The following is a 23982-nucleotide window of genomic DNA, read 5'->3' on the forward strand; positions in this document are numbered from 1 at the left end:
TTAGGGGGCTGGGGGCGTCCGGGACCTAGGGCACTGCCTCCACGGCCGCATCGTCCGGCCAGTCCAGCAGCGTGTCGATGAACAGCTGCCGCACGCGCGCGATGTCGGCGTCCATGTGCTGCGGATCCCAGCCGCTCACATCGATCGGTGCCAGGACCGCCACATCCACCGTGCCCTTGCGCACGATCGCCGAATTCCGCCAGGCGATTTCGCCGGAGTTGCGGATGACGAGCGGAATGATCGGCACCCCGGCCTCGATCGCGATATGGAAGGCGCCCTTCTTGAAGGGGCCGATCCGCGGCGTCATCGAGCGTGTGCCCTCCGGCGCCACCACGAGCGAGAGCCCGCCACGCAGGGTGTCGACGACCGGTTCCAGCGCCGCCTTCGCACTCGTGGTGTCGGAGCGATCGATGAAGGTCGCCTCGGCGAATCGCAACAGCGGGCCGAAGACCGGGTTGGTGGTGACCTCCTTCTTCACCACCGCGGTGAATCCCGAACGCAGCACCGCGGCCAGCACCACCATGTCGAACTGGCTCTGGTGATTGAACAGGAAGACGGCCGGACGCGGCTGCCGGGCGTGCTCGGCGCCCACCACCCGCACCCGCACGCCCGTGGTGCGCAGGGTGACGTCGGCGGCGGTGGCGATCATGGCGTCGGCCATCGCCCGGTGGCGGCGGGTGGCGGCGCGGGAGGCGACCCCGAAGGCGGCGCCGCTGAGCAGCCCGGTGAAACCGACCGCGGTACGGGCGAAGTCGGTGACGCGGGCCGGTTCCCGCGGCTTGAAGGTGAGGGTCGGCCAGTCGCGTTCACCGGCGGTCATGGACATGCGCGGTCCCGGATTGACCGCGACCGGATGGCCGACGGATTCCAGCAGTGGGATATCCGGGGCCGCGTCGGCATAGGCGTAGCTGTCGGCGGGATCGATATCGTGTTCGGCGGCGAAGCGCCGCACCGCCGCGGCCTTCTCGTTGCGCCACAGCGGTTTTCCCTCGGTGAAGCCGGTGAGGACGCCGTCGGCGGTGGCCATCGCGGTGTAGAGCACGTGGTCCACCCCGAGTTCCCGGGCCACCGGTAGCACCTGGAAACGGGTGAGGCTGGTGACCATCACCACCGTGTGCCCGGCCCCCTCGTGCTCCCGGACGAGTTGCCACGCTTCGGGATACACGTGCCCGTAGACGGTGCTGCGGAACAGTTGTTCGCCGAGTTCGGTGAGCTCTTCCTCGGTACGGCCCGCCCACACTCGGGCGAGGCGCTGCAGGAAGCGCTCGTACTCACCCTCGGTCCGCGAACCGCGAATGCTGTACAGCAGCGTGTCGGTCAGTGCCCGGCGCGAGTCGCGTCCGCGCAGCAGGCGCAGCGGTGCGGCGGCGGGAGCGAAGCCCGCGACGACCGTTCCGCCGAAGTCGAATACGGCCGCCACTCGCGGGCCCTGCGGCCCGGTCCGGATGGCGGAAATCGCTTCGGAAAGGTTCACACTGTCCCCTGCGGTGCGCGGCTGGACGGATCGAGAGCGGCCGCACGGGAGATGCGAGCGCCGATGGTGCGCAGTTCGTCGGCCAGCTCGCGGCGACGCCGCGCGAGATCCGGTGTGCCCGGATCGAGCAGACCGTAGTTCTCGGCGAGTTTCACCGCACTGGAGAACAATTCGGACGATACCGATTCGGTGCTGTGCAGCCGCTGCTGCAGCAGCATCTGGCGTCCGACGGCCAGGCATTCGTCGATGAACTGTTTGCGGTCCAGCGGTGCGGCCGGATCGGCGGCGGCCAGGCGCTCGGCCACCACGAGCTGGGCATCGAAGAACGAGCGCACCACGCGGTGCGCCATGATGAATCCCGAATCGGCCAGCGCGCAGACCAGTTCCGCGGCACTGCCGCGCTGCTCCCAATCGCGGTCCACCAGGAGCATCTCCGCGCTCATCTCGGCCGCGAATTCGATCCGGTCGGGGAAGAAGAACTCGAATTTGAGCAGATCGCGCAGCCGGTAGGCGGCATCCCAGATGGCCTCGATACCGGGTGCGGCGCCGGCCTGCTGGTCGGCCACCTCCAGAATCGCCAATTCCAGAATCGCCCGGTTCACGAACCAGTGCACGGCACTGTTGCGATAGAACGCGGCTTCCAGATGGGCGCCGGCCTCGATCGAATACACCGGTTCCAGCCCGCCCCGGTACACCGTCACCACCCTGGCCAGCGACAGCTGTTCCAGAACCACCGCCAGACCCTGATCGTCGCGCAGCGTATCCAACTCGCCGGTCGGCAGCGCGCGGCGTGAGATGTAACCACGGACCGGCTCCAGCGTCTGGCGCACCTCGCCGAGGGTGAGTGCGCGCTCGTGCACACCGAGCAGGGCCAGCGTCACCAGCGCGTTGACCGTGACCGGAGTGACCGCGTTGATGCCGACCGCCACCTCGAAAGCCAAGCGCTGCACGGCTTTGCGCTGCCGGTCCGACACTTCTTCCGGATCCGGAGCGAGCGATTCCGCGATCGGCTGCATCGGATCGCCGTGGGCGGCCAGCCGGTCGCGCGCCGAGAGCGGCGCGCCGAAACGGACGTAGACGCGCCCGGCGGAATGTTGCTGGCTGCGGATGTAGCGGGCCAGCCAGGTCAGCCCCTCGGGCTTCTTGGCGCCGCCGACCTGTTCGGTCGCAATGGATCCCAACTCGTTGAGCCGTTCGTAGGTGATCGACACCGGCACCAGCATCACATCGTCGATGCGCAGCGAACGGATGGCCGAGGCCAGGTAGTTCAGCAGTCCGAACCGGGGCGGGCGCAACTTCCCGGTACGGGTGCGCCCACCCTCGAAGTACCACTCCAGATTGAAGCGTTTGGCGAGCAGATAGGCGAAGTACTCCTCGACCACGGCCTTGTAGATCTCGTCGTCGCCGAAGCTGCGGCGAATGAAGACGGTGCCGGTGCGACGCGCGATCGGCCCCATCGGCCAGAAACCGAGATTGGCGCCGCCGATCACGTGGTTGGGAGGAAAGTCGTTGCGCGCCAGCGCGTCACCGAGGACGAAGGCATCCACATAGGAACGATGCGAGGGCAGGAACACCAGCGGGTAGTTTCGATTGAGGCGCCGCAGTGCCGCGAGCCCGGACCGGTCGCAGTCGATCCTCCAGGCCGAGGCGTGCACCGGCCGCATCGCCTGGGTGAACAGATCCGAGATCAGCCGGCTCTGCGCGGCCACGAGTTCGCGCAGCGCCTTCTCGGCCCGGCGGTACACCTCGCGCGGTTCGGTTCCGGTTTCGGTGGCGATCGTGTCGAGGCGGCGCAGGAAGTCTGGGGAGTCGAGAATCTCCTCGACCACCATCCGGGGAACCTTGTACCGGTCGCCGATCACCGATCGTTCGGCGCGTTCCAGCGCCACCGTGCCCGCACGGACGATCGCCCGCGCGAACGGTTCCGAACTTTCGGCGGCCCCGGGGTTGTTCGTACGCAGATCGCTGAGCCGTGCGGGCTGTCCGGTGAGAATGAGATGCCGGTCGGGCGCCTTGTCCACCAGCCGGCGCTGCAGCAGCCGGTGGGGCCGGCGCGGATTGCTCAGCAGCGCCAGATCGGCGAAGGTGGTGCGCCGCACGCCGTCTCGTTCGGGCGGCAGCCACAGCACCCGGATCGGGATCACCAGCGGGTCGTCGCGGCGGCCGACGAGCCGGGCGGCGATAGCGGCGGCGTCCAGGTCGATCTGCGTGACGGGAGCGTCGATTCCGAGTTCGGCGGCGATCCCGCCCTCGGCGAGCCAGCCGCCGATCAATTCGCGTTCCACCGGCGACACCGCGTCGACCAGGGCGACGGCCGAGCGCGGCAGATCCTTCGCGGTACTCGGAGCCGGATTGCCGGCAGCGTGATCGATCATGGCGGGCCCCTCCTCGACGGCGCTCCACCATTCAAGCTCGCGGAAGCATATTCGCGCAGGAAGTTGACCATGACGCTCGCAAAGCGATTCCGATGTGTGCTCCGGCACAATACCGAAAAGGACAGGTAATGCTAACCTCACCTCTTGTAGTTAGGTAAGCATAACCTTGGAGGAACGGTGTCGACCACGGACGAGCGGGTGCGAAACGGTTACGGGGACGATCCGGGGGCGACGGGGCAGCTGGCAACGGGGACGGAGGTGACGGGCACGGCGTCGGCGATCGCACCCGCCGACGCCATGGCGGCGCTCGCCGCGGCCGACCGATTCGGCGAGTACGTCGGTTACGAGGGGCCCGACGGCTGGGTGTTCGCCGCCGATCCGATCGGCAGCATCGAATTGGACTCCGGCGAACTGCGTGTCGAATGGGAGGGCCGGTCCACCGTCGAACCGTGGCAGGGCCGCCCGGCCGCGGTGATCGACGCGGCGCTGGCCACGCTGCCGCTGCGGGGTCGCAACGCCTACGGCTGGATCGGATTCGAATTCTGCGCCTGGGCGCTGGGCGCCGATGCGCACGTTCCGGCCCGAACCACCCTCGCGCAGCTGATGATTCCGCGCATCGAGGTGCGCATCGACGCCTCCGGCGTGCGGGTGTCCGGTGCGACGCCCCGCGAGACCGCGGAGATCCACGAACTGATCGCGCAGGCGAGTGCGACACCTCCGGCGTCGGCGCGGCCGGTGGATGTCACCATCGATCCCACCGACTATCGCGGCCGGGTCGCCGAGGCGGTCGACGAGATCCGGGACGGGCGGTATCAGAAGGTGATCCTGTCGCGAAAGGTGGATCTGCCCTTCCCCGTGGACGTTCCGCAGACCTATCGGCTCGGGCGCGCCAACAACACGCCCGCGCGCTCGTTCCTGTTGCGACTGGGCGGCCTGGAGGCGGCCGGATTCAGTCCCGAGCTGGTGGCCTCGGTCGACCGCCACCGGGTCGTGACCACCGAGCCGCTGGCCGGCACCCGCGCCTTCGGTCGCGGCGAGACGGCCGATGCCGCCGCGCGCGAAGAGCTGGTGGGTGATCCGAAAGAAATTGTCGAGCACGCCATTTCGGTGCAGACCTCGTTCGGCGAGATCGCCGCGGTGGCCGAGCCGGGCAGCACCGCCGTCTCCGATTTCATGGCGGTGCGCGAACGCGGGAGTGTGCAACATCTGGCCTCCACCGTGCGAGGCACCCTCGCCGAGGGCAAGAGCGCCTGGGATGCGCTGGAAATGCTGTTCCCTTCGGTGACCGCCTCCGGTATCCCCAAGCGCACCGGCGTGGACGCGGTGTTCCGTCTCGACCACGACGCCCGCGGCCTGTATTCCGGTGCGGTGGTGACCGTTTCGCCGGGCGGCGCGCTGGAGGCCACGCTGGTGCTGCGGGCGATCTACCAGACCGCGGAGGGCGCTTGGCTGCGCGCCGGAGCCGGCATCGTCTCCCAGTCGCGCCCGGAGCGCGAATTCACCGAGACCTGCGAAAAGCTGGGCAGCGTAGCGCCTTACGTCGTCGAAGCCCGATAGAACGAGCCCGGCGGGACCTACCGCCGGGCTTTCTCGTACCGGAGGGGCCGTGGGACGAGAGTTCGGTACGGCGGTCAGGCTCGGTTCGGCGCGGTCGCGGTCTGCGTGTCGTAGCGGGCCCGCAGCACCTTCTTGTCGATCTTGCCGACGGCGGTGAACGGCAGCGCGTCGGCCTGTTCGAGAAGGTCGGGCAGTTTGTAGGTCGCCAGGCCGCGAGCGGTGAGGAACTCCTTGATCTCGGCCAGGCTCGGCATCTCGCCGTCGATCACCAGGACGGCACAGACCTTTTCGCCGAGGGCCGCGTCGGGCAGTCCGACCGCGGCCGCGTGCCGGACCGCGGGATGGGCCAGCAGGTGTTCCTCGAGTTCGTCGCAGGAGACGTTCTCGCCGCCGCGATTGATCACATCCTTGATCCGGCCCGAGACGATCAGATGCCCGCTCGGCAGTTGCCGCACCAGATCACCGCTGCGGTAGTAGCCGTCGGGGGTAATGGCGCGGGAATTGTGTTCCGGCGCACGGTAATAGCCGCGAATGGTGTACGGACCACGGGTGAGCAGTTCGCCCTCCTCGCCGGGTGCGACGTCGTTACCCTCGCCGTCGACCACGCGGACCTCGTCGGCGGGGGAGAGCGGGCGGCCCTGGGAGATCAGAATCGTTTCCTCGGCATCGTCGAGGCGGGTGTAGTTGATCAGTCCCTCGGCCATGCCGAACACCTGCTGCAGGGTCGCGCCCAGGGCCGGAGTCACCTCGCGGGCATTGACCTCGGCCAATTTCGCGCCACCGACCTGCAGCAGCCGCAGGCTGGACAGGTCGGCCTCCTCCCATTCCACCGCGGCACACCACAATTGGGCCAGCGGCGGCACCACCGCCGTCACGGTGACGCCGTGGCGTTGGATGGTCGCGAACGCGTTCTCCGGGCTCGGGTCGGCCAGCATGACGACCGACGCGCCCGCGGCGACCGCGCCCAGAATGCCCGGGCAGGAGAGCGGAAAGTTGTGTGCGGCGGGCAGTGTCGCCATGTACACGTCGCCGGAGGTGAGTGCGCAGATCTCGGCGCCGGCGCGGGCGTTGTAGTGGTAGTCGTCGTGGGTGCGGGCGATGAGTTTCGGCAGGCCGGTGGTGCCGCCGGAAACGAGCATCACCGCGATACCGGACGCATCGACTTCCGGCAGCGAATCGCCTTCGCGCGCAATCGTTCGCAGATCGACGTAGTCGCCGGGATCGCCGAGTACGAAGATCGTGCGCAACGACGGCACCCGCGCGGCCACCGCGGCCGCCAGTTCGCGGTAGTCGAAGTCGCCGGCCTTGTCGGCGACGATGTAGCCGGCGGCCCCCGACAGCCGGGTCAGATGTTCGATCTCGGCCTGCCGATGCGCCGGCAGGGCCAGTACGGGCACGATCCCGGCGCGCAGCAGCCCGAACAGCACCTCCACGAATTCGGTCACATTGGGCAGTTGAACCACTACGCGGTCGCCGGGCTCGAGTCCGAAGGCGAGTAGCCCGTGGGCCGCGCGATCGGCGCGGCGATCGAGTTCGGCATAGTCGATCGGCCCGCTCTCGGTGTGCAGGGCGGGACGCCGGGGCCCGCGGCGGGCGGCGTCGCGCAGCAGCTCGCCCAGCGGTTCGCCGCGCCAGTAGCCCGCGGCCCGATAAGTTTCGGCGAGTTCGGCCGGAAACGGTACGAAACCGTGGAGGAGGTCCTGCTGAGCGGGGGATATCGAAGTCACGGGTAACGCCTCACCGGTCGAGCTGCGCAGTGTCGAGCTGCCTTAGATAGGTTAGGCAACCCTATATCAGGTGAGGTCGTGTCGCGTCACGGGCGACCCGAAACGCCACGGCCCGGCTCGCGACAACAGCGCGGAGCGGCCGGTGCCCGCCTAGACTCGTGCGGGTGAGCGGTTGGAACATCTCCGATATTCCGGACCAGAGCGGTCGCACGATCATCGTGACCGGCGCGAACAGCGGACTGGGCGCGGCCACCACCAGGGCCCTGGCGCAGGCCGGTGCGCAGGTGATCATGGCCTGCCGCGACGAGGTGAAGGCCCGGGCGGTCGCCGACACCATCGGCGAACGGGTGCAGGTGCGCAGGCTCGACCTGGCCGACCTGTCCTCGATTCGCGAATTCGCGCGCACGATCGAGGGCGCCGATGTGCTGATCAACAACGCCGGCGTGATGGCCCTGCCGCTGCGCCGCACCGCCGACGGCTTCGAAATGCAGTTCGGCACCAACCATCTCGGCCATTTCGCGCTGACCGGACTGCTGCTCGACAAGATCTCCGATCGCGTCGTCACGGTATCCAGCGGCGCCCATATGATCGGCCGCATCGACCTCGCCGATCCGAACTACCAGCATCGGCGCTACGAACGCTGGCGTGCCTACGGTCAGTCGAAACTGGCGAATCTGATGTTCGCCTACGAACTCCAGCGCCGCCTGTCCGCGGCCGGTTCGCCGAAGGTCTCGGTCGCGGCCCATCCCGGCTACGCCAGCACCGAACTGCAATCGCATACGGAGTCGTTCCTGGACGCGATCATGGCCCTGGGCAACCGGATTCTCGCCCAGTCGGCCGAAATGGGCGCGCTACCAAGCCTTTACGCCGCCACTGCGAAGGTCGAACCCGGCGCCTTCTACGGCCCGACCCACCTGGGCGGCCTGCGTGGTTATCCCGAGCGCTGCGGCTCCTCGGCCGCCTCCCGCGACGAGGTCACCGCCCGCCGCCTCTGGGACCTGTCCGAACAACTCACCGACGTGACCTACTCGTTCGCCCGCCGCTGAGCCGCTTCGAATCGGTGTGATCGGCATCACTTCCGCGGATGTCACACCGGGTGGGTGCTGCGCCGTCATCTCTGTGTAGCGACGCCGCGAAGCGCGGCTCACTGTGTACAGGAGGATGGTCATGGAACCCCGTTTCGCTCTGTTCAGCAACGAGATCGCCGCCAAGTTCGTCAAGCGGATCGGTAACGCTGGCCAGGTCGTGGACAACTCACCGCTGCCCAAGGCGACGCAGGAACTGGTCAAGCTGCGCGCCAGCCAGATCAACGGCTGCGGCTTCTGCACCGATATGCATTCCAAGGATGCGGCCGCCGCGGGCGAGACCTCGGTGCGGCTCAACCTGGTCGCCGCGTGGCGAGAGGCGATCGTGTTCACCGATGCCGAGCGGGCCGCGCTCGCGCTGACCGAGGAAGGCACCCGCCTCGCCGATGTCCACCGCGGCATCAGCGAGGAGACCTGGCAGCAGGTGCGCAAGCACTACGACGACGAGCAGATCGGCGCCCTGATCTCGCTGATCTCGCTGATCAACGCCTACAACCGGCTCAACGTCATCGCGGGCACCCCGGCGGGCACCTATGAGCCCGGCATGTTCTGACCGCCGCACGCGAATTCGGGCCCGGCACAGGATCGTTCGATCCCGGCCGGGCCCCGTCGCGTCCGCCGCGCCTGTGGGGACCGTCACGTCCGGCCACCCGGTCGAATCCACTCCCGCCGCGCCCCTGGTACAGTCACCCTCGTGCAGCGCGCGTATTTCTGGTTTACCAAGCCGGCCCCGGGTGGGTCGGTCGGTGACCCGCGCTGACCTTCTCCCACCCCGAGCCGGATTGCAGACCGGCTCCACGGGATCTCGTTCGGTGGGTCGGCCTGAGAAAAGGAACCCATCATGACCACCGCAGCCGATGTCGATGCCTCACACAGTGACCTCGACGATCAGCGCACGCTGAGTATCAGTCCCCTGCTCTCGCCCGCCGAGGTTCGCCGCGAGCATCCGATCGACGATGCGCTCGCCGACACCGTGCGGGCCGGCCGCGCCGCCACCGTGAAAGTCCTCGACGGCGCCGACGACCGCCTGATGGTCGTCGTCGGTCCGTGTTCGGTGCACGACCCCGAGGCCGCTCTCGACTACGCGCGCCGCCTGGCCGCCAAGAGCGCCGAACTCTCCGATCGCCTGCACATCGTGATGCGGGTCTACTTCGAGAAGCCGCGGACCACGCTCGGGTGGAAGGGCCTGATCAACGATCCGCATCTGGACGGTTCGTTCGACGTCAACACCGGTCTCGGACTGGGGCGGCGGCTGCTGGTCGACATCACCGGTCTCGGACTGCCGGTGGCCTGCGAATTCCTCGATCCGATCACGCCGCAGTACATCGCGGACTTGGTCTCCTACGGTGCGATCGGCGCGCGCACCGCGGCCAGCCAGGTGCACCGGCAGCTCTCCAGCGCGCTGTCGATGCCGGTCGGGATCAAGAACGGCACCGACGGTGATGTGCAGGTGGCCGTGGACGGGGTGCGCGCGGCCGGGGCCAGCCACGTCTTCCCCGGCACCGACCTCGACGGTCGCTCGGCGCTGATCCGCACCAGCGGCAACCCGGACTGCCACGTGATCCTGCGCGGCGGGAGCGCCGGCACGAACTACGACGCCGCCTCCGTCGCCGAGGCCTGCCTGCGCCTGGAGAAGGCCGGGCTGCCGCAGCGAGTGGTCGTCGACGCCAGCCACGGCAACAGCAACAAGGACCACAACAAGCAGGTCGACGTGGTCACCGATATCGCCGAGCGCATCGCCGCGGGTGACCGCGCCTTGGTGGGTGTGATGATGGAGAGCTTCCTGGTCGCCGGCCGTCAGGACCTCACCCTCGGCCACGCCGACGATCTGACCTACGGCCAGTCGATCACCGACGCCTGCCTGGACTGGGAGACCACGGCGGCGCAGCTGGACCGCCTCGCCGACGCGGTGGCCCGGCGCCGCGGCTGAGACAGGATCGCGGTCACCTTCGTTCGCGGCTCGGGGCGAAGGTGACCGCTCGATCGTGCGCCGCGCCGATCACACGTGGGCCGCGTGCAGACGGCGGACCGCCTCGTCGAGTGTGTCGTCCCGCTTGCAGAATGCGAAGCGCACCAGGCGGTTCCACGATTCGCGGTCGTCGGCGAACACCTCGATCGGGACCGCGACGACGCCGAGCCGCTGCGGCAGCTCCCGGCAGAAGACCAGTGCTTCGGCCGAACTCAACGGGCTGATATCGGCGCAGACGAAATAGGTCGCATCGCTGCGCTTGACCCGGAATCCGGCATCGGCCAGTGCCTCCGAGAGCCGAATGCGCTTGTCGGACAGGCTGTCACGGAGATCGGCGACCCACTGCTGCTCGTGTTCGAGGGCGTAGGCGACCGCCGGCTGGAACGGCCCGCCACCGACGAAGCTCATGAACTGCTTGGCGGCCAGCAACCCGTCGATCAGTGGTGCCGGGCCGCACGCCCAGCCGATCTTCCAGCCGGTGACGCTGAAAGTCTTGGCCGCACTGGAGATCACGATCGTGCGCTCGACCATGCCGGGCAGCGTCGAGATGCTGATGTGGGTGTTGCCGTCGTAGACGAGATGTTCGTACACCTCGTCGGAGACCACGATCAGGTCGTGCTCGCGAGCCAGCTCCGCGATCGCCTCGAGGTCGGCCCGGGACAGGATCGCGCCGGTCGGGTTGTGTGGCGAATTCAGCAGCAGCATGCGGGTTTTCGGCGTGATCGCCGCGCGCAGGCTGTCCAGGTCGAGGACGAATCCGTTGCCGTCCGGCACCAGCCGCGCGGTGCGGCGGGTGGCGCCGGCCAGGGCGACCACCGCGGCGTAGGAGTCGTAGTACGGCTCGATCAGCACCACCTCCTCGTCGGCCTCCACCAGGCCCAGCACCGCCGCCGCGATCGCCTCGGTGGCGCCGACGGTGACCACGACCTGCGATTCGACGTCGTAGTCCACCCCGTAGCGGCGCTTCCGGTCCGCCGCGATCGCCCGGCGCAGCACGGGCATCCCGCGCCCGGGTGGGTACTGGTTCAGCCCGTCGGCGATGGCGGTGCGGGCCACCTCCAGCATCGCGGCCGGGCCGTCCGAATCGGGGAATCCCTGGCCGAGGTTGATCGCGTCGTGGCGCACGGCCAGCTCGGTCATCTCCGCGAAGATCGTGGCGCGGAACGGGCGCAGGCGGGCGACGGTGGGGATGGCTGGCATGGTCCCAACGTAGCGATACCGCCGTCGTGCCCGCGGCGCACACCCCGGGCCGGGGATCGGGGCGATGCTTGCCGCCCGTTCGCTACGGTTGCGGTGCGATAGCGAAAGGCTATGTTTCACATTTCATTCGGGCTTCTGACCTGCATGGTTGTGCGGTTTCCTGGTGACAGCTAGCCTCCCCGTGTTCTATCTCACAACCACTTCGGTGGTGGCTCGAAAGGGGCGATGTATGGCCTCCTATCTCGACCTTCTGCTGCATCCGGCGGCGGGAACGGTCCTCGGATACATCAACGACACCCTGCACAACATCTTCAGCAACGATTGGGGCTGGGGATCCTCGACGCCGAACTGGGGTACCGGATCGTCCACGGGCAACTGGGGACTCGGTTCGAGCACCCCGGACATGTGGACCGGTTCGTCCACTCCGTAGTCACGAGCCGCCGGGACGCTCGATGCGTTCCGGCGGCTACGCCGGATCCCGGGGCAGGCGAATGCCGCCGAGCTTCGCGGGATTGGCGACATCGTAAGTGCCCCAGACCAATCCGTCGCGGACGGTGAAGCCGACCACGCGCGGTGGTGATCCCGGCGCACCGTTGCGCGGAGCGCGCTCGTGCAGCAGCAACCCGAGTTGGCCGTTGACGCCGACGAATTCGAATCGATCGGAACCGGTGGGCGAGAGTTCGGCCTGTTCCACCTGATACATCCGGATGAGCCCGAGGACGAACCGCGCGATCTTGTCCGCGCCGACGATCGCCCGCGCCGCCGTCTTCGCGGTGCCGCCGGTATCGCCGATGAACACCGAATCCGGATGCAGGGCCGCGACGACCGCCGCCACATCGCCGGAATACAGCGCCTCGAGCAGTCGCTGGACGGCGGCCAGATGTTCGGTGTCCGATACCGGTTCCGGGGCCGCGGCCAGGGATTTCCGGGCCCGGACCGCGAGCTGGCGGGCCGCCTCGGGCGTCACCTCGAGCAGTTCGGCGATCTCGTCGAACGGCACCGAGAACCCGTCGTGCAATACGAAGGCCACCCGCTGCGGCGGCGTCAGGGTGTCGAGGACCACCAGCGCGGCGAAACGGCAATCCTGTTTGCGCACCACCGATTCCAGCGGATCCGGCAGGCTGGAGGGCGTCACGCGGGTCACGATCGGCTCCGGAAGCCATTGTCCCACATAGCTTTCCCGCCGGACGGCGGCGCTGCGCAGCCGATCCAGGCAGATCCGGCTGACCACGGTCGTCAGCCAGGCGCGCAGGTCCTCGATCTCGGACTGATGGGTGGTGGCCAGCCGCAGCCAGCTTTCCTGCACCGCGTCCTCGGCGTCGGCCACGCTGCCGGTCAGCCGATAGCCCACCGAGAGCAGATGCGCCCGATGAGATTCGAACAAATCGGCGAGCAACGCGGCAACCATTGGTCCGATTCTACGGTCGCCGGAAATCCGCTGGGCCACCGCTGGGTTGCGTGCCAGCATGAAGCCGTGGAGGACTGTGAACTGACCGACGGGACGGTGTGGTTGTCGCGCCCGGCCGAGGCCGACGTCGACGCGATCGTCGCGTGCTGCCGGCAGCCGTCGATCCCGGAGTGGACGACGGTGCCGGTGCCGTATCGGCGGGCCGACGCGGTGGGATTCCTGACCGATATCGTCGCGCCCGGGTGGGCGGCCCGCAGTCCGGTCTGGGCCGTGCGCACGGCAGCGCAGGGGCCGGTGGCCGGCATGGTCGGCCTCGAGGCCGGGCCGCAGCCCGGGGCCGCCGAGATCGGCTTCTGGCTCAGCGACGCGGTGCGCGGGCGCGGGTTGATGACCCGCAGCGTCCGGCTGGTGTGTGATTTCGCTTTCGCCGCCGAGGGGCTCGGCCTGGCCCGCATCGAGTGGCGGGCGTTCGTCGGCAACCTCGCCTCCGCCGCGGTGGTGCGGCGGACCGGCTTCCACTACGAAGGGCTGCTGCGTGGGGCGGCTGTGCAGCGCGGCGTGCGCAGGGATTCCTGGGTCGCCGGGCGGCTGGCCGGCGACCCGCCGGAGCCGGCCACCGACTGGCCGCCCCTGCGCGGGTCCGGATCGGCGCTCTGACGCGTCCGGCTGCGAGTGCACTCACAGCGAACATCTGCCCAGCTCGCGTAGGGTTGATGAAGGTTTGTCGGGGGTCCCGGCAACAATGTGGGACGTATTCCTCGTGCGCAGGGGGCGCAGGGGGCCGGCCCGAGAATCTGGAGGAGGTGCCGTGACGGACGGACCGCTCATCGTGCAGAGCGACAAGACCCTGCTGCTCGAGGTCGACCATGAGCAGGCCGATGCGGCCCGGCAGGCGATCGCGCCGTTCGCCGAACTCGAACGCGCACCCGAGCACGTGCACACCTACCGGGTCACGCCGCTGGCGCTGTGGAACGCGCGGGCGGCGGGGCACGACGCCGAACAGGTCGTCGACGCGCTGGTCAGCTATTCGCGTTATGCGGTGCCGCAGCCGCTGCTGGTCGACGTGGTCGAGACCATGGCCCGCTACGGGCGGTTGCAGCTGGTCAAGCATCCCGCCCACGGCCTGGTGCTGGTGAGCCTGGATCGCGCCGTGCTGGAAGAAGTGTTGCGGCACAAGAAGATTCAGCCCATGCTCGGCGCCCGCATCGACGACGACACGGTCGTCGTGCACCCGTCCGAGCGTGGGCGGATCAAACAGATGCTGTTGAAGATCGGCTGGCCCGCCGAGGACCTCGCCGGCTACGTCGACGGCGAGGCGCATCGCATCGATCTGGACTTCGCCACGCACGAATGGCATCTGCGCGACTATCAGGAGCTGGCCGCCGACTCGTTCTGGGCCGGTGGTTCCGGTGTGGTGGTGCTGCCCTGCGGGGCGGGCAAGACCATGGTGGGCGCCGCCGCGATGGCCAAGGCCCAGGCGACGACGTTGATCCTGGTCACCAACACCGTGGCAGGTAGGCAGTGGAAGCGAGAACTGCTCGCCCGCACCTCGCTGACCGAGGAAGAGATCGGGGAGTACTCCGGCGAGCGCAAGGAGATCCGCCCGGTCACCATCGCGACCTATCAGGTGATCACCCGCAAGACCAAGGGCGAATACAAGCACCTGGAACTGTTCGACAGCCGCGACTGGGGCCTGGTCATCTACGACGAGGTCCACCTGCTGCCCGCCCCGGTGTTCCGGATGACCGCCGACCTGCAGTCGCGGCGCCGGCTCGGGCTCACCGCGACGCTGGTGCGCGAGGACGGCCGCGAGGGCGACGTGTTCTCGCTGATCGGTCCGAAGCGCTACGACGCGCCGTGGAAGGACATCGAGGCCCAGGGCTGGATCGCGCCGGCCGACTGCATCGAGGTACGGGTCACCCTCACCGAAGCCGAACGCATGGCCTACGCCACCGCGGAACCGGAGGAACGCTACAAGCTCTGCTCCACCGCGCGAACCAAACTCCCCGTCGTCGAATCCATCCTGGCCCGGCACCGCGACGCGCCCAGCCTGGTGATCGGGGCCTATCTCGATCAGCTCGACGAACTCGGCGAACACCTCAACGCTCCGGTCATTCAGGGTTCGACCCGCACCAAGGAGCGTGAGGCGCTGTTCGACGCGTTCCGCAACGGTGAAATCCCGGTCCTCGTGGTCAGCAAGGTCGCGAACTTCTCCATCGATCTGCCGGAAGCGTCCGTGGCCGTGCAGGTTTCGGGCACCTTCGGTTCCCGTCAGGAGGAGGCCCAGCGTCTGGGCCGGCTGCTGCGCCCGAAGTCCGACGGTGGTCAGGCGCATTTCTACTCGGTGGTGGCACGTGACACGCTGGATGCCGAATACGCGGCCCACCGCCAGCGTTTCCTTGCCGAACAGGGGTATGCCTATCGCATCACCGATGCGGACGATCTGCTGGGCCCGGCGATCGGGTAGGGCAGCCGATCGGGCCGCGGTGGGCGCGCCGCTGGGTTACCGCTGCCGGACAGATGTGAGGATTTGACACGTGCGACGCTTCGAATTCGCGGTCGACCGCGAACATGCCCGGGCGGTGAACGAAGTCGTCCGCGATATCCGGCGGCTGCGGATCCTGGCCTTCACCGCGGCCATCGTGCTCGGCCTCGGTACCGCGGGGCTGATCTGGCTCAATCACCCGTATTCGTTCCTCCTGGCGGTGGCCTTCGCATTGGCGACCATCACCGCGCTGTTCGTGGCGCTGTGGACGCCGTACCGCTCGCGCATCGAGAAGTTGTACGCCGAGGGCGAGCTGGTCCCGGCCGTGGTGTCGGGACGGCACCCGAAGGGGATCACGCTGCTCGCGCTGGTGAACCTCGCCAAACCCGGCGCCGTGCCGCGCTACGCGCTGATCACCCGCGTCGTACGTGCCCTGCCGGGGCACGACACCGACGCGGGGGAGCAGGTTCCGGCGGTGACCGTGCGGGCTGATCGCGCGCCGCGGTCGGTCGGCGATCTGCGCCAAGCGGTGAGCGCCATGCCGATCGCCTGGGGCACCCGCGACCTGGGCGTGATCGAGCGCGCCCGGACCGCGATCAGCGATGTGGAATGGAAATTGCTGGCCGACAATCTCGGCCTCGCCGAGAAAGTGGGCCGCGTCGATTCCCAACGGCTGCTGCTGGATCCGCAGCAACTGCCCGAGGAACTGCGCGGGTGACGCGTGTGGCGGTTCCGGCGCGCAGCGGGGCCGACTAGCATCGGCTGATGGTCGGCACACCGTGCCGCGAAAGGGGTGGAGGGTCGATGAAGTCGCATGCCTGGGCACGGTGTCTCACGGCGGGAGCGTTGTGCGGGGTGGCGCTGGTGCTCCCCGGCCAGGTGCAACCGATTCCGGTGCTGGCCCAGCCCGCCGCCGATCCGTTCACCGGATCGCCCGGCCTCGGCGACCCCTACTATCCCGACGACGGCAACGGCGGCTACGACGTGCAGCACTACGACGTCGCCATCGATTACGACCCGCCGAGCAGGCATCTCGCCGGTACGGCGCGGATCGACGCGGTGTCGACGCAGCCGCTGCGCGCGTTCAACCTCGACTACGCCGGGCCCGCGGTGTCCAAGGTGTCGGTGAACAACCTGCCGGCGGGCTTCACCACCGGCGGTGAACACGAACTGACCGTCACACCGGCGCTGCCGGTGCTGCCCGGGCTGCCGTTCACGGTGACGGTCGACTATGCGGGTAACGAATCCGACGACCCCGATTCCGGCTGGACCATCTCACCGAGCGGCGGTGCCTTCGCCGCCGGTGAGCCGCATTCGGCGACCACCTGGTACCCGCTCAACGACACACCCTTGGACAAGGCGACTTTCGACTTGCGGGTGACGATTCCGCAAGAGTGGCAAGCGGTTTCGAACGGACTGCGAGTCAGTGATACCGTCGCCGGCGACAAGCGGACCGTGACGTGGAGTTCGAAACATCCCTCGATCGGCTATCTCACCACCGTCGCGATCGACCACTTCGATTTCCTCGAACAGCGCCGCGCGAACGGCACTCCGCTGATCAGCGCCTTCGCGCCGGGTGCGGACAAGGGCAAGGCACTCGAGCAGCGGCTGCCGGAGGTGCTCGATTTCCTCGAATCCCTCTACGGCCCGTATCCGTTCGAAAGCGGCGGCGGTATCTACGTCGACACCGACCTGCACTTCTCGCTGGAGACCCAGACCCGGCCCATCTACGCGCCGTGGACCGATTTCAACACCGTCGTCCACGAGAACACCCACCAGTGGTGGGGCGATTCGATGTCGGTGCGGAACTGGTCGGATGTGTGCCTCAACGAATGCTTCGCCAGCTATACCGCCGATTATCTGTGGCCGGAACGGAAAGAGGGTAAGGATGTCGACGCCCTCTACCGCCGCACGATCGCCAAAACCCTCGACAAGCCCGCCTACTGGGAGATTCCGCTGCAGAATCCCGGCGCCGGAAACGAATTCACCACGGTGTATTCGCGCGGACCGTTGTTCCTGCACGCCCTGCGCCACGAACTCGGTGACGACGTGTTCTTTCCCGCCGTGGCGCAATTCGTGCGGTCCCATGCCTACGGGAACGCTTCCATGCCGGAATTCCGCAGCTTCATCCAAACGAAGACCACGACGGATCTCAGCGGATTCTTCACCGCCTGGCTCGACACCACCACGCCGCCGCCGGACGAGTACCTGTACCCGGGTTCGCTGCGCGGCTGATCCGCCGTTGCCGCCGAAGATGATCGGCGGCAACCTGTTTCGCGGTTACCGGTCCAGGTCGTCCACGCGCTGCTGCGCCTGCTCCAGTTCGGTATCGGCTCGTCGCAACGCCGCTTCGGCGGATGTCACCCCGGCGGCGGCGAATCGGCGGGATTCCTCGGCCTGCGCGAGTTCGTCGCGCAACGCGGTGATCCGCTCGTCCAGGGCGGCCACGTCGGAGCGCTGCCGTTCGAGGTCGTCCGCCGTCGAATCACGTTCCGCCCGAGCGGATTCCAGCGCTTCCCGGGCGGCGGCCAGCTCCTCGGCGCCGGTGTCGGCCGGTTCCTCGGACCGCTCGTCGGGAACGGCGGCCAAGGCGGGCCCGGCCGGGCCGAAACCGGCGTAGTCGACCGCGGCGGTCAGCACGCCGGCACGGACCTGGTCGGTGACCTCCGGATCCGCCAGTGCCGCATTGAGGGTCTGCGCGACCTCACGCAACACCGGCTCGGTGAGCTTCTTCCCCGCGTCCGAGGCGAGGCGAGCGGCCTTGTCCGTCAACGCGTTCACCGCTTTGCGGCGTTGGTCGGCGAGGGTGCGCATCCGGTCGGCGGACAGGGTGCGCTGCGCCTCGCGCAACGCCTCGCCGAGATCCAGCAGTGCCCCCAATTCCTGGGTTGCCTTGTGCGCCAGCAGATTCACCGCCCACGCCGCGACGGTCGGACGCCGCAGCCGCGATATCGCCGTGGCCAGCTGTTTATCGCCGTTCGCGCGCGCGGTGCGGGCCGCTTCGTCGCGAGCGGCCACGAATTCGGCGGGGTCGAGGGCATAGAGCTCTGCGGTCGTCTGCTCGAGCTTCATGCTGCAGAGCGTAACGATTCGGGCGAGGATATCGACTACAGATCGCGCGTGTGCGGCTGCGCTCGCGGATATTCGAAAGGTGTATCGGATCGTGAATTATTTCGGGCTCCTGCTTCTCAACCACCTGCTGCCCAGCATCGTCAACTATTCGCTGATGGGTATGTACGGCCTGCACTCGCTGCATATGTGAGGCGGGACCCGCCCGGCAGGGCGGGCGGGTATCCTCCCCACCACGTTCGCCATTGGTGAACGGCTCGGCGAGAAAGGTTTTCGTAGGTGAAGTTCGCAGGACCGAGACCGCTCAAGGGTCTCGTGCTGGCGCTCATGGCGGTCGCCGCCCTGACTGTGACCGGCTGTTCGATGTTTTCCGATGCGGCAAAATCCGACACCGCCCGCGCGAAGGTCGGTGACTGCATCAACGTGCTGGAGGGATCGCCCGCAGATTCCAAGACCGAGCCGGTGGATTGCTCCTCGGCCAAGGCCGTCTACACGGTGAAATCGACCTCCGACAAGAAGCAGGACTGCGGGGCCGAATACTCCTCGTACGAGGAGACCTTCAACGGCGGTACCACCGCATTCCTGTGCCTGGCGCCCAACCTCAAACAGGGCAGCTGCTATCACGAGGACAAGACGACCGGATACTCCTACGCCGACTGCGACTCGGCGGACGCGACGGTCAAGGTCGTCAAGCGGGTCGACGGTCAGAACGACGAATTCCTCTGCGATGCGAATTCGACCTTCCTGACGCTCTCGGAGCCCAAGACCACGTTCTGTCTGGCCAACCCCAAGAGCTGAGGCCGCTACGAGCCGCGGTTCACGGCTCGACCAGGGCCACCGACGCGATCCGGTGCAAGGTGAAGTGCCGGATCGCGCCGGTGTCCGGATCGGTGGCATCCAGCTGGCCACCGGCCACCCGCACCGGTTCCACGATGCGCTGGGTGGCCACGCCCTGGGCGTCGACGTAACCGATATGCACCGGGCGGCGCACCCGCACCGCCAGTTGCAGCAGCGCCAGTGTGGCCGCGGTACTCGTGCGGGTGCCGTCGCTACGCACCCGCTGCCCGGACCGGCTGCGGGCGGCCTTCTCCCCGGCGCGCAGTTCGCCCACCAGAAGCCGCAGCTGTTCGGCACTGGGCGGGGTGGGCCGCCAGGCGTGGCGTTCGTTCGGCCGGGTGGACAGCCGCGCCCCGCGCGGGCGCAGATCCACGATCGCCCCCGACGAATCCTCACCGGCCGGACTGAACCCCGCCGCGCGCAGCTGCTCGAGCACCTCGCCCAGCGGCGCCTGCGAGATCGCCACCGTCGGCGCGACGGCTCGCAATGCCAGCTGTCCCGCCACGGGTGCCGCCAGCACCTCGGCCAGCAACGCCGGATCCTCACTGCGCACGAACGATTGCGCCATCCCGACGCGCAAGCGCCCGTGCCTGCGTGCCACGTCGTCGATCAGGTACGTCAGCGATTGCGGGACGGGGGTGCGCGAATGGGCGGTGAACAGCTGATGCAGTTCGGCGGCGGTCATGCCGGCGTCGAGCGCGCGCCGCACCGACCCTTCGCCGATGCGGTAGACGGTTGCCGCGCCCGCGGATTCGATATCGGCGACCAGGGCGATGCGCTCCCGCAGTTCCGGCACGAGCGGCCCCGGGGCGACCACGGTCAGATCGGCTTGCACCAGCACGTGATCGACCGGTTCGGGCAGGGCCGCGTCCATTTCGGCCTCGGCGTCGGCGACGGTGCCGTGCAGCAGCGCCCGGCCCGCGGAGGTGAGCGCGCCGCGGCCGACCACCCCCAGCGCCGCCGCTTCCGACAGCGTGCGCTCGACCGCCTCGATGCGGAAATGCCTGCGCCGCCGCGGCATTCGCCAGCTCAGCACCCGCGCCACATCGGCGGCCGTGATCGCCGTACCCGGCGGGAACTCCGCGGTCACCGCCAGGATCGCACGCCGATCGGGGACCGCGTGCGCGGTGCGCAGCTCCGCCGAGAGGGCGGCCAGCGGCTTGTCGTTCACATCGCGCAGGCCGATCATCCACGGGAAGCGGTCCAACTCGAGCCAGGCGTGCGCGAGCACCGCCCACCGGCGCGCCGCCGGGCCCTCCAGCCAGCCGTCCGAGGCGATCGTGGGGGCCCAGAAATCCTCACCGGCGTCGTTGTCCGGCGGCGGCTCGGGAATTCCCTTGTCCAGCAGCCGGGCCGCGGCCAGCACCTCCACGAGCAGCCCTACCCGCGTCTCGTCGAGCCCGGTCTGTTTGGCGATGCGCCGCAGTTCTCGCACCCCCAGGCCGCCCGCCCGCAGCACCGGCGCCGGCACCTGGGAGACAACCTCGAGGATGTCGCCGGCGTGGCGCAGCAACTCGCCGACCTCACCGGCCGCCGCGGCGTTCACGTCGGCGGCGGAGTGCTCGCGGGTCTGTGGCTGCGGGGGCGTGAGCACGTGGGGATCGGTGACCGGTTCGCGCCGCAGCACTTGGCCGACGGCCGGAGGGAGTTCGACGGTCTCGTCGTCGATCCAGATCAGCAGCCGGCGGGCCAGTAGCCGCTGGATGGGCCGCTCCGCATCGGTGCCGGGCGCGGCGTCGCGGGTGCGGCCGCGGGGGCCGGTGGTCGCGAGCTTGTCCAGCAGAGCGCGTTCGGCGCCGCCGATCTCGCGCAGCGCCGTCTCGATCTCGGGCTCTGTCAGTGCGTCGGGGAGTTCCGTGGTGGCCCCCATCGGCCACGGCAGGGCCTCCGGCGCGGCGGGCACGACGAACAGTTCCTCGGTGCCCCACACCACCGCGCGCTCGATCAGGCGCGCGAGCGCGGCGTCGACAGCGGCGGCGGATACCCGATCGGCGAGCAATTCGTGCAGGCGCCGGCGCGGCAGCGGGCGCTCCTGGCGGCCGCCGCCGAATGCGTTGTGCGCGGCGAGAGTTTCGATTACGGCGAACTCGAGTGTGTTCAGATCGTCGGCGGCACGCAGCACCGACGCCCGCTGTTCCGCGCGGGCGGCCAGTACGGTCATCGAACCGGGCAACGGCACGGCGAGGTCGGGGCGCAAACCCAGCAGCCGGACCAGATCGTCGTCGCTGCGGGAGCTCAGCCAGTCGGTGAGTGTGCCGAGCTCGGCGGGTCCGGCGTCGGCCCCGGAATGCGTCCCGGCGCCGTCGTCGGAGGCTCGGGCATCGGTCGTGGTCATCCAATCCAGACTACGGCGAGCGAACATGCCAGAATGAGGCCGTGGTGAACAAATCGAAGAAACCCTACGTCGACAACGGCTGGCCCGAGGTGGACCACGGTGACCACGCGGTTACCGAATTGTCGTCGACCCGTTCCGGTGGCCTCTCGCCCTACGGTGAGGACACCGAGTTTCCGGTGCCGGCTGACACCCTGCCCTACGTGCATCCGCACACGGTGGTCAACCGCTGACGCGAACACGAAGAAGACCCGCGTTCCTGTAATAGGAAGGCGGGTCTTTTTCGTATCCGGGGTCCCGTATCCAGGCGTCCTATCCGGGCGGACATCGCCGCGCTCGCGTCGCAGGCAGGCCGTCGGCGGGCATGCACGCTTCATGCTCCCCGGAAACGCAGGGAAGGCCCGCATCGCGAGATGCGGGCCTTCCCTGCAGGGGGAAACTATGTGAGCGGTCTAGTTGGGCAGCAGGCCCTTGTTCGCCTCGTAGAAGTTCACGATCGACGGATCGAGTTTGGCGCCACTGGCTTTGAAGGCGTTGTACGCGTCGAGCGCCGGTTGCGGCAGCTGCACGCCCTGCGCCTGTGCGGCGGTGACGGCCTTGTCGACGGCGGAGAACACCTGCCGGTTGCCATCGGCAGGGGCCTGGGTCGAGGCTTCGCTCTCGGCGGCACCCGGCTGCCAGCGCGGGGACTGAGCGGGAGAAGCGGGCACCTCGCGCTGAGTGGCGCTGCCGTGCAGGCCGAGGCTGGAGGAGCAGGAAGGCCACGCGCCCCAACCCTGGGTCGCGAGCACCTTCTCGGCGACCGCGATCTGCTGGTCGCGGCTGGCCTGGTTGGCGGAGGGGGCGTACTGCGTGCCGCCGTGAGCGGCCCACGTCGACTGCGAGAACTGCAAACCGCCCTGGTAGCCGTTGCCGGTGTTGATGCCCCAGTTACCACCGGATTCACACTGTGCGAGGCGGTCCCACTCCGAATCGGGAGCCGCGGCGGCGTGTCCAGCGAGAGCCACACCCGCGCCACCCATGATCGCGGTGGAGACAGCGACCTTGGCGACGGTGCGACCGGTGTTGGTCTGCTTGCGATGGCGTCCACTCATATCGGGTCGTCTTCCTCTCGTACGCGCCTGCGAGGTGAGCTGTCGGGTTCGGACTGAGAGGCCGTCCGGTCCCGGCTCGCCGGGACTTCACCCCAAGGGATCGGTCGTTGCCGGCCGTTCCCGCTTCCTGCGGAGGCTTCGAAACTCGGTTGAGCTCCGAAAACCTCTGTGGGAACGTGGGTTCCCCGCCCTCGCCCCTGGTTCCGTCGGGGTCCGTACCCGCGGGGCGAGGCTCGGTGCGGCGGGCCGGTGGTGCCGGGATGTCCCGGCTGCGATAGACGGTACGACGATCCGGCTGAAAAATCACTATTTGGTAACCGGCGTGTATGGCCGGTCGCGCTGTGCCGCAAGACCTTCCGAATCGGCGTCTGTGCAGGTGAGTACGGCGTGTCTCCGCCGAGTGCGGGTCGTGACCGCGGCGTTATCGCGTCGTTATGTGACGAAGGTCACACGTGTAATTGCCCGGCGTGTTGGGGAAACGGTCAGCGGGCGCGTCGCCCCGACCACAGCGCGAACGCGATCGCGAGCAGCAGGCCGAGCGGGGTCGCCGCCATCGCCACCAGATACAGCCACAGCGGCGGGTCGGCGTCGGTCAGGATCGGCGTGAGAAAAATGGCGACGATCGCGAGCACGCCGACCGCGAACAGGCCCACGGCCACGCGCAACAGCACGTCGCTGGAGCCCCGGGGCGCGCGGGGCGAGGAGGAGTCCGGCATGGGTGCACCGTAAAACGGATGTGCTCGCCCTATCCCCACCGGGGTAGACTCGAACCAATCGCGTCCTGCATAGCTGTGTGGGGCGCGTTCTTTTCGCACAGAGATAGGTTCCGGCGTTTCGCCGGAACCTACGTCCGTGTCCGGGGTCGTTCGTGACCCCGCTGGATTCGGACGGACCGGACAACGATGACGAACGGGTGAGCGCAGTGCCGACCGGCAAGGTGAAGTGGTACGACGTCGACAAGGGCTTCGGCTTCCTTTCCCAGGATGAGGGTGAGGACGTCTACGTTCGGTCGTCCGCCTTGCCCAAGGGTGTCGAGGCGCTCAAGCCCGGCCAGCGCGTGGAGTTCGGAATGGCCGCCGGTCGCCGCGGCCCGCAGGCGCTGAGCCTGAAGCTGCTCGATCCGCTGCCCTCGGTGCGCAATGCGCAGGGCCGCAACGACCGGGTGCGCAAGGAAGCTCCGGCCCATCCGCGCAAGGCGCCCGACGACCTGCACGGGATGATCGAGGACATGATCACCCTGCTGGAGGCGACGGTGCAGCCGGAGCTGCGCAAGGGTAAGTACCCCGATCGCAAGACCGCGCAGCGCATCGCCGAAGTGGTGCGCGGGGTGGCCCGCGAACTCGATCACTGAGTTCGCGAGCGCCTGATTC

Annotated in this window: 21 protein-coding genes and 1 riboswitch; of the genes, 12 read left to right on the forward strand and 9 right to left on the reverse strand. The window is 68.6% G+C overall.

Annotated features, from left to right (window positions below; translation table 11 throughout):
- Window positions 1-25: 25 nt before the first annotated feature.
- Entirely contained in the window at window positions 26-1474 is a 1449-nt protein-coding gene (locus tag A5780_RS02985; RefSeq protein WP_064907642.1) for an HAD-IB family hydrolase, read from the reverse strand.
- Entirely contained in the window at window positions 1471-3849 is a 2379-nt protein-coding gene (locus A5780_RS02990; protein WP_082976249.1) for a glycerol-3-phosphate 1-O-acyltransferase, read from the reverse strand. The genes A5780_RS02985 and A5780_RS02990 overlap by 4 nt, the downstream gene beginning before the upstream one ends.
- Window positions 3850-4026: 177 nt before the next feature.
- On the opposite strand from A5780_RS02990, the gene A5780_RS02995 reads away from it, so the two are divergent.
- On the forward strand, window positions 4027-5406 hold the full coding sequence (locus A5780_RS02995; RefSeq protein ID WP_064907643.1) for a salicylate synthase: 1380 nt from the start codon (window positions 4027-4029) through the stop codon (window positions 5404-5406).
- Between the two features lie 74 nt (window positions 5407-5480).
- Here the strand turns inward: A5780_RS02995 and A5780_RS03000 are convergent, their stop codons facing one another.
- Complete coding sequence (locus A5780_RS03000; protein WP_064907644.1) at window positions 5481-7133, reverse strand: (2,3-dihydroxybenzoyl)adenylate synthase; 1653 nt, start codon at window positions 7131-7133, stop codon at window positions 5481-5483.
- 164 nt (window positions 7134-7297) lie between these two features.
- Between A5780_RS03000 and A5780_RS03005 the strand changes: the two genes are divergently transcribed.
- The 3 genes from A5780_RS03005 to A5780_RS03015 all read left to right on the forward strand — a co-directional run bounded on the left by A5780_RS03005 (window position 7298) and on the right by A5780_RS03015 (window position 10148).
- Window positions 7298-8179 carry an oxidoreductase gene (locus A5780_RS03005; RefSeq protein WP_030517480.1) on the forward strand — a complete coding sequence of 294 codons (882 nt, stop codon included), beginning with the start codon at window positions 7298-7300 and terminating at the stop codon, window positions 8177-8179.
- Window positions 8180-8300: 121 nt separating this feature from the next.
- A complete protein-coding gene (locus A5780_RS03010) occupies window positions 8301-8771 on the forward strand; it encodes a carboxymuconolactone decarboxylase family protein (RefSeq protein WP_064907662.1) in 471 nt (156 codons plus the stop codon).
- Between the two features lie 288 nt (window positions 8772-9059).
- Window positions 9060-10148, forward strand: a complete 1089-nt coding sequence (locus tag A5780_RS03015; protein ID WP_064907645.1) for a 3-deoxy-7-phosphoheptulonate synthase — start codon at window positions 9060-9062, stop codon at window positions 10146-10148.
- 69 nt (window positions 10149-10217) lie between these two features.
- Here A5780_RS03015 and A5780_RS03020 read toward each other — a convergent pair whose 3' ends face one another.
- Window positions 10218-11387 carry a pyridoxal phosphate-dependent aminotransferase gene (locus A5780_RS03020; RefSeq protein WP_064907646.1) on the reverse strand — a complete coding sequence of 390 codons (1170 nt, stop codon included), beginning with the start codon at window positions 11385-11387 and terminating at the stop codon, window positions 10218-10220.
- A 229-nt stretch (window positions 11388-11616) separates the two neighbouring features.
- Here A5780_RS03020 and A5780_RS03025 point away from each other — a divergent pair, with 229 nt between their 5' ends.
- Window positions 11617-11817, forward strand: a complete 201-nt coding sequence (locus A5780_RS03025; protein ID WP_030513254.1) for a hypothetical protein — start codon at window positions 11617-11619, stop codon at window positions 11815-11817.
- 36 nt (window positions 11818-11853) lie between these two features.
- Here A5780_RS03025 and A5780_RS03030 read toward each other — a convergent pair whose 3' ends face one another.
- Window positions 11854-12795, reverse strand: a complete 942-nt coding sequence (locus A5780_RS03030) for a sigma-70 family RNA polymerase sigma factor (RefSeq protein ID WP_064907647.1) — start codon at window positions 12793-12795, stop codon at window positions 11854-11856.
- 66 nt (window positions 12796-12861) lie between these two features.
- Here A5780_RS03030 and A5780_RS03035 point away from each other — a divergent pair, with 66 nt between their 5' ends.
- The 4 genes from A5780_RS03035 to A5780_RS03050 all read left to right on the forward strand — a co-directional run bounded on the left by A5780_RS03035 (window position 12862) and on the right by A5780_RS03050 (window position 17515).
- Window positions 12862-13452 (forward strand): GNAT family N-acetyltransferase, encoded by a 591-nt coding sequence (locus tag A5780_RS03035; protein WP_064907648.1) that lies wholly within the window; start codon window positions 12862-12864, stop codon window positions 13450-13452.
- A 151-nt stretch (window positions 13453-13603) separates the two neighbouring features.
- A complete protein-coding gene (locus A5780_RS03040; protein WP_063017064.1) occupies window positions 13604-15262 on the forward strand; it encodes a DNA repair helicase XPB in 1659 nt (552 codons plus the stop codon).
- A 70-nt stretch (window positions 15263-15332) separates the two neighbouring features.
- Window positions 15333-15998, forward strand: a complete 666-nt coding sequence (locus tag A5780_RS03045) for a DUF3239 domain-containing protein (protein ID WP_063017066.1) — start codon at window positions 15333-15335, stop codon at window positions 15996-15998.
- A gap of 86 nt (window positions 15999-16084) precedes the next feature.
- Window positions 16085-17515, forward strand: coding sequence for a M1 family metallopeptidase (locus tag A5780_RS03050; RefSeq protein WP_082976250.1), 1431 nt, complete (start codon window positions 16085-16087; stop codon window positions 17513-17515).
- A 45-nt stretch (window positions 17516-17560) separates the two neighbouring features.
- Here A5780_RS03050 and A5780_RS03055 read toward each other — a convergent pair whose 3' ends face one another.
- Entirely contained in the window at window positions 17561-18352 is a 792-nt protein-coding gene (locus A5780_RS03055; RefSeq protein ID WP_064907649.1) for a hypothetical protein, read from the reverse strand.
- A gap of 276 nt (window positions 18353-18628) precedes the next feature.
- Between A5780_RS03055 and A5780_RS03060 the strand changes: the two genes are divergently transcribed.
- Window positions 18629-19147 carry a hypothetical protein gene (locus A5780_RS03060; RefSeq protein WP_104363257.1) on the forward strand — a complete coding sequence of 173 codons (519 nt, stop codon included), beginning with the start codon at window positions 18629-18631 and terminating at the stop codon, window positions 19145-19147.
- Between the two features lie 19 nt (window positions 19148-19166).
- On the opposite strand, the gene A5780_RS03065 is transcribed toward A5780_RS03060, so the two are convergent.
- The gene (locus tag A5780_RS03065; protein ID WP_064907664.1) at window positions 19167-21521 is read right to left on the reverse strand and encodes a helicase-associated domain-containing protein; all 2355 of its coding nucleotides are present in this window, start codon (window positions 21519-21521) and stop codon (window positions 19167-19169) included.
- Between the two features lie 41 nt (window positions 21522-21562).
- Between A5780_RS03065 and A5780_RS03070 the strand changes: the two genes are divergently transcribed.
- The gene (locus A5780_RS03070) at window positions 21563-21751 is read left to right on the forward strand and encodes a hypothetical protein (protein ID WP_063017070.1); all 189 of its coding nucleotides are present in this window, start codon (window positions 21563-21565) and stop codon (window positions 21749-21751) included.
- 219 nt (window positions 21752-21970) lie between these two features.
- Here A5780_RS03070 and A5780_RS03075 read toward each other — a convergent pair whose 3' ends face one another.
- Entirely contained in the window at window positions 21971-22612 is a 642-nt protein-coding gene (locus tag A5780_RS03075) for a resuscitation-promoting factor Rpf1 domain-containing protein (RefSeq protein WP_064907650.1), read from the reverse strand.
- A gap of 9 nt (window positions 22613-22621) precedes the next feature.
- Window positions 22622-22831: riboswitch (cyclic di-AMP (ydaO/yuaA leader) on the reverse strand.
- Window positions 22832-23094: 263 nt separating this feature from the next.
- Window positions 23095-23328 carry a hypothetical protein gene (locus A5780_RS03080; protein ID WP_030513265.1) on the reverse strand — a complete coding sequence of 78 codons (234 nt, stop codon included), beginning with the start codon at window positions 23326-23328 and terminating at the stop codon, window positions 23095-23097.
- 206 nt (window positions 23329-23534) lie between these two features.
- On the opposite strand from A5780_RS03080, the gene A5780_RS03085 reads away from it, so the two are divergent.
- Window positions 23535-23963 (forward strand): cold-shock protein, encoded by a 429-nt coding sequence (locus A5780_RS03085; protein WP_174553987.1) that lies wholly within the window; start codon window positions 23535-23537, stop codon window positions 23961-23963.
- The last annotated feature ends 19 nt before the right edge of the window (window positions 23964-23982 follow it).

This window comes from Nocardia sp. 852002-20019_SCH5090214, from assembly GCF_001665865.1.
GTDB lineage: Bacteria > Actinomycetota > Actinomycetes > Mycobacteriales > Mycobacteriaceae > Nocardia > Nocardia nova.

Coding starts and splice junctions, on each gene's coding strand:
- A5780_RS03050 (WP_082976250.1), top strand. CDS start 16,085: ATGAAGTCGCATGCCTGGGCACGGTGTCTCACGGCGGGAGCGTTGTGC.
- A5780_RS03025 (WP_030513254.1), top strand. CDS start 11,617: ATGGCCTCCTATCTCGACCTTCTGCTGCATCCGGCGGCGGGAACGGTC.
- A5780_RS03010 (WP_064907662.1), top strand. CDS start 8,301: ATGGAACCCCGTTTCGCTCTGTTCAGCAACGAGATCGCCGCCAAGTTC.
- A5780_RS02990 (WP_082976249.1), bottom strand. CDS start 3,849: ATGATCGATCACGCTGCCGGCAATCCGGCTCCGAGTACCGCGAAGGAT.
- A5780_RS03080 (WP_030513265.1), bottom strand. CDS start 23,328: ATGCCGGACTCCTCCTCGCCCCGCGCGCCCCGGGGCTCCAGCGACGTG.
- A5780_RS03020 (WP_064907646.1), bottom strand. CDS start 11,387: ATGCCAGCCATCCCCACCGTCGCCCGCCTGCGCCCGTTCCGCGCCACG.
- A5780_RS03015 (WP_064907645.1), top strand. CDS start 9,060: ATGACCACCGCAGCCGATGTCGATGCCTCACACAGTGACCTCGACGAT.
- A5780_RS03030 (WP_064907647.1), bottom strand. CDS start 12,795: ATGGTTGCCGCGTTGCTCGCCGATTTGTTCGAATCTCATCGGGCGCAT.
- A5780_RS03075 (WP_064907650.1), bottom strand. CDS start 22,612: ATGAGTGGACGCCATCGCAAGCAGACCAACACCGGTCGCACCGTCGCC.
- A5780_RS03055 (WP_064907649.1), bottom strand. CDS start 18,352: ATGAAGCTCGAGCAGACGACCGCAGAGCTCTATGCCCTCGACCCCGCC.
- A5780_RS03065 (WP_064907664.1), bottom strand. CDS start 21,521: ATGACCACGACCGATGCCCGAGCCTCCGACGACGGCGCCGGGACGCAT.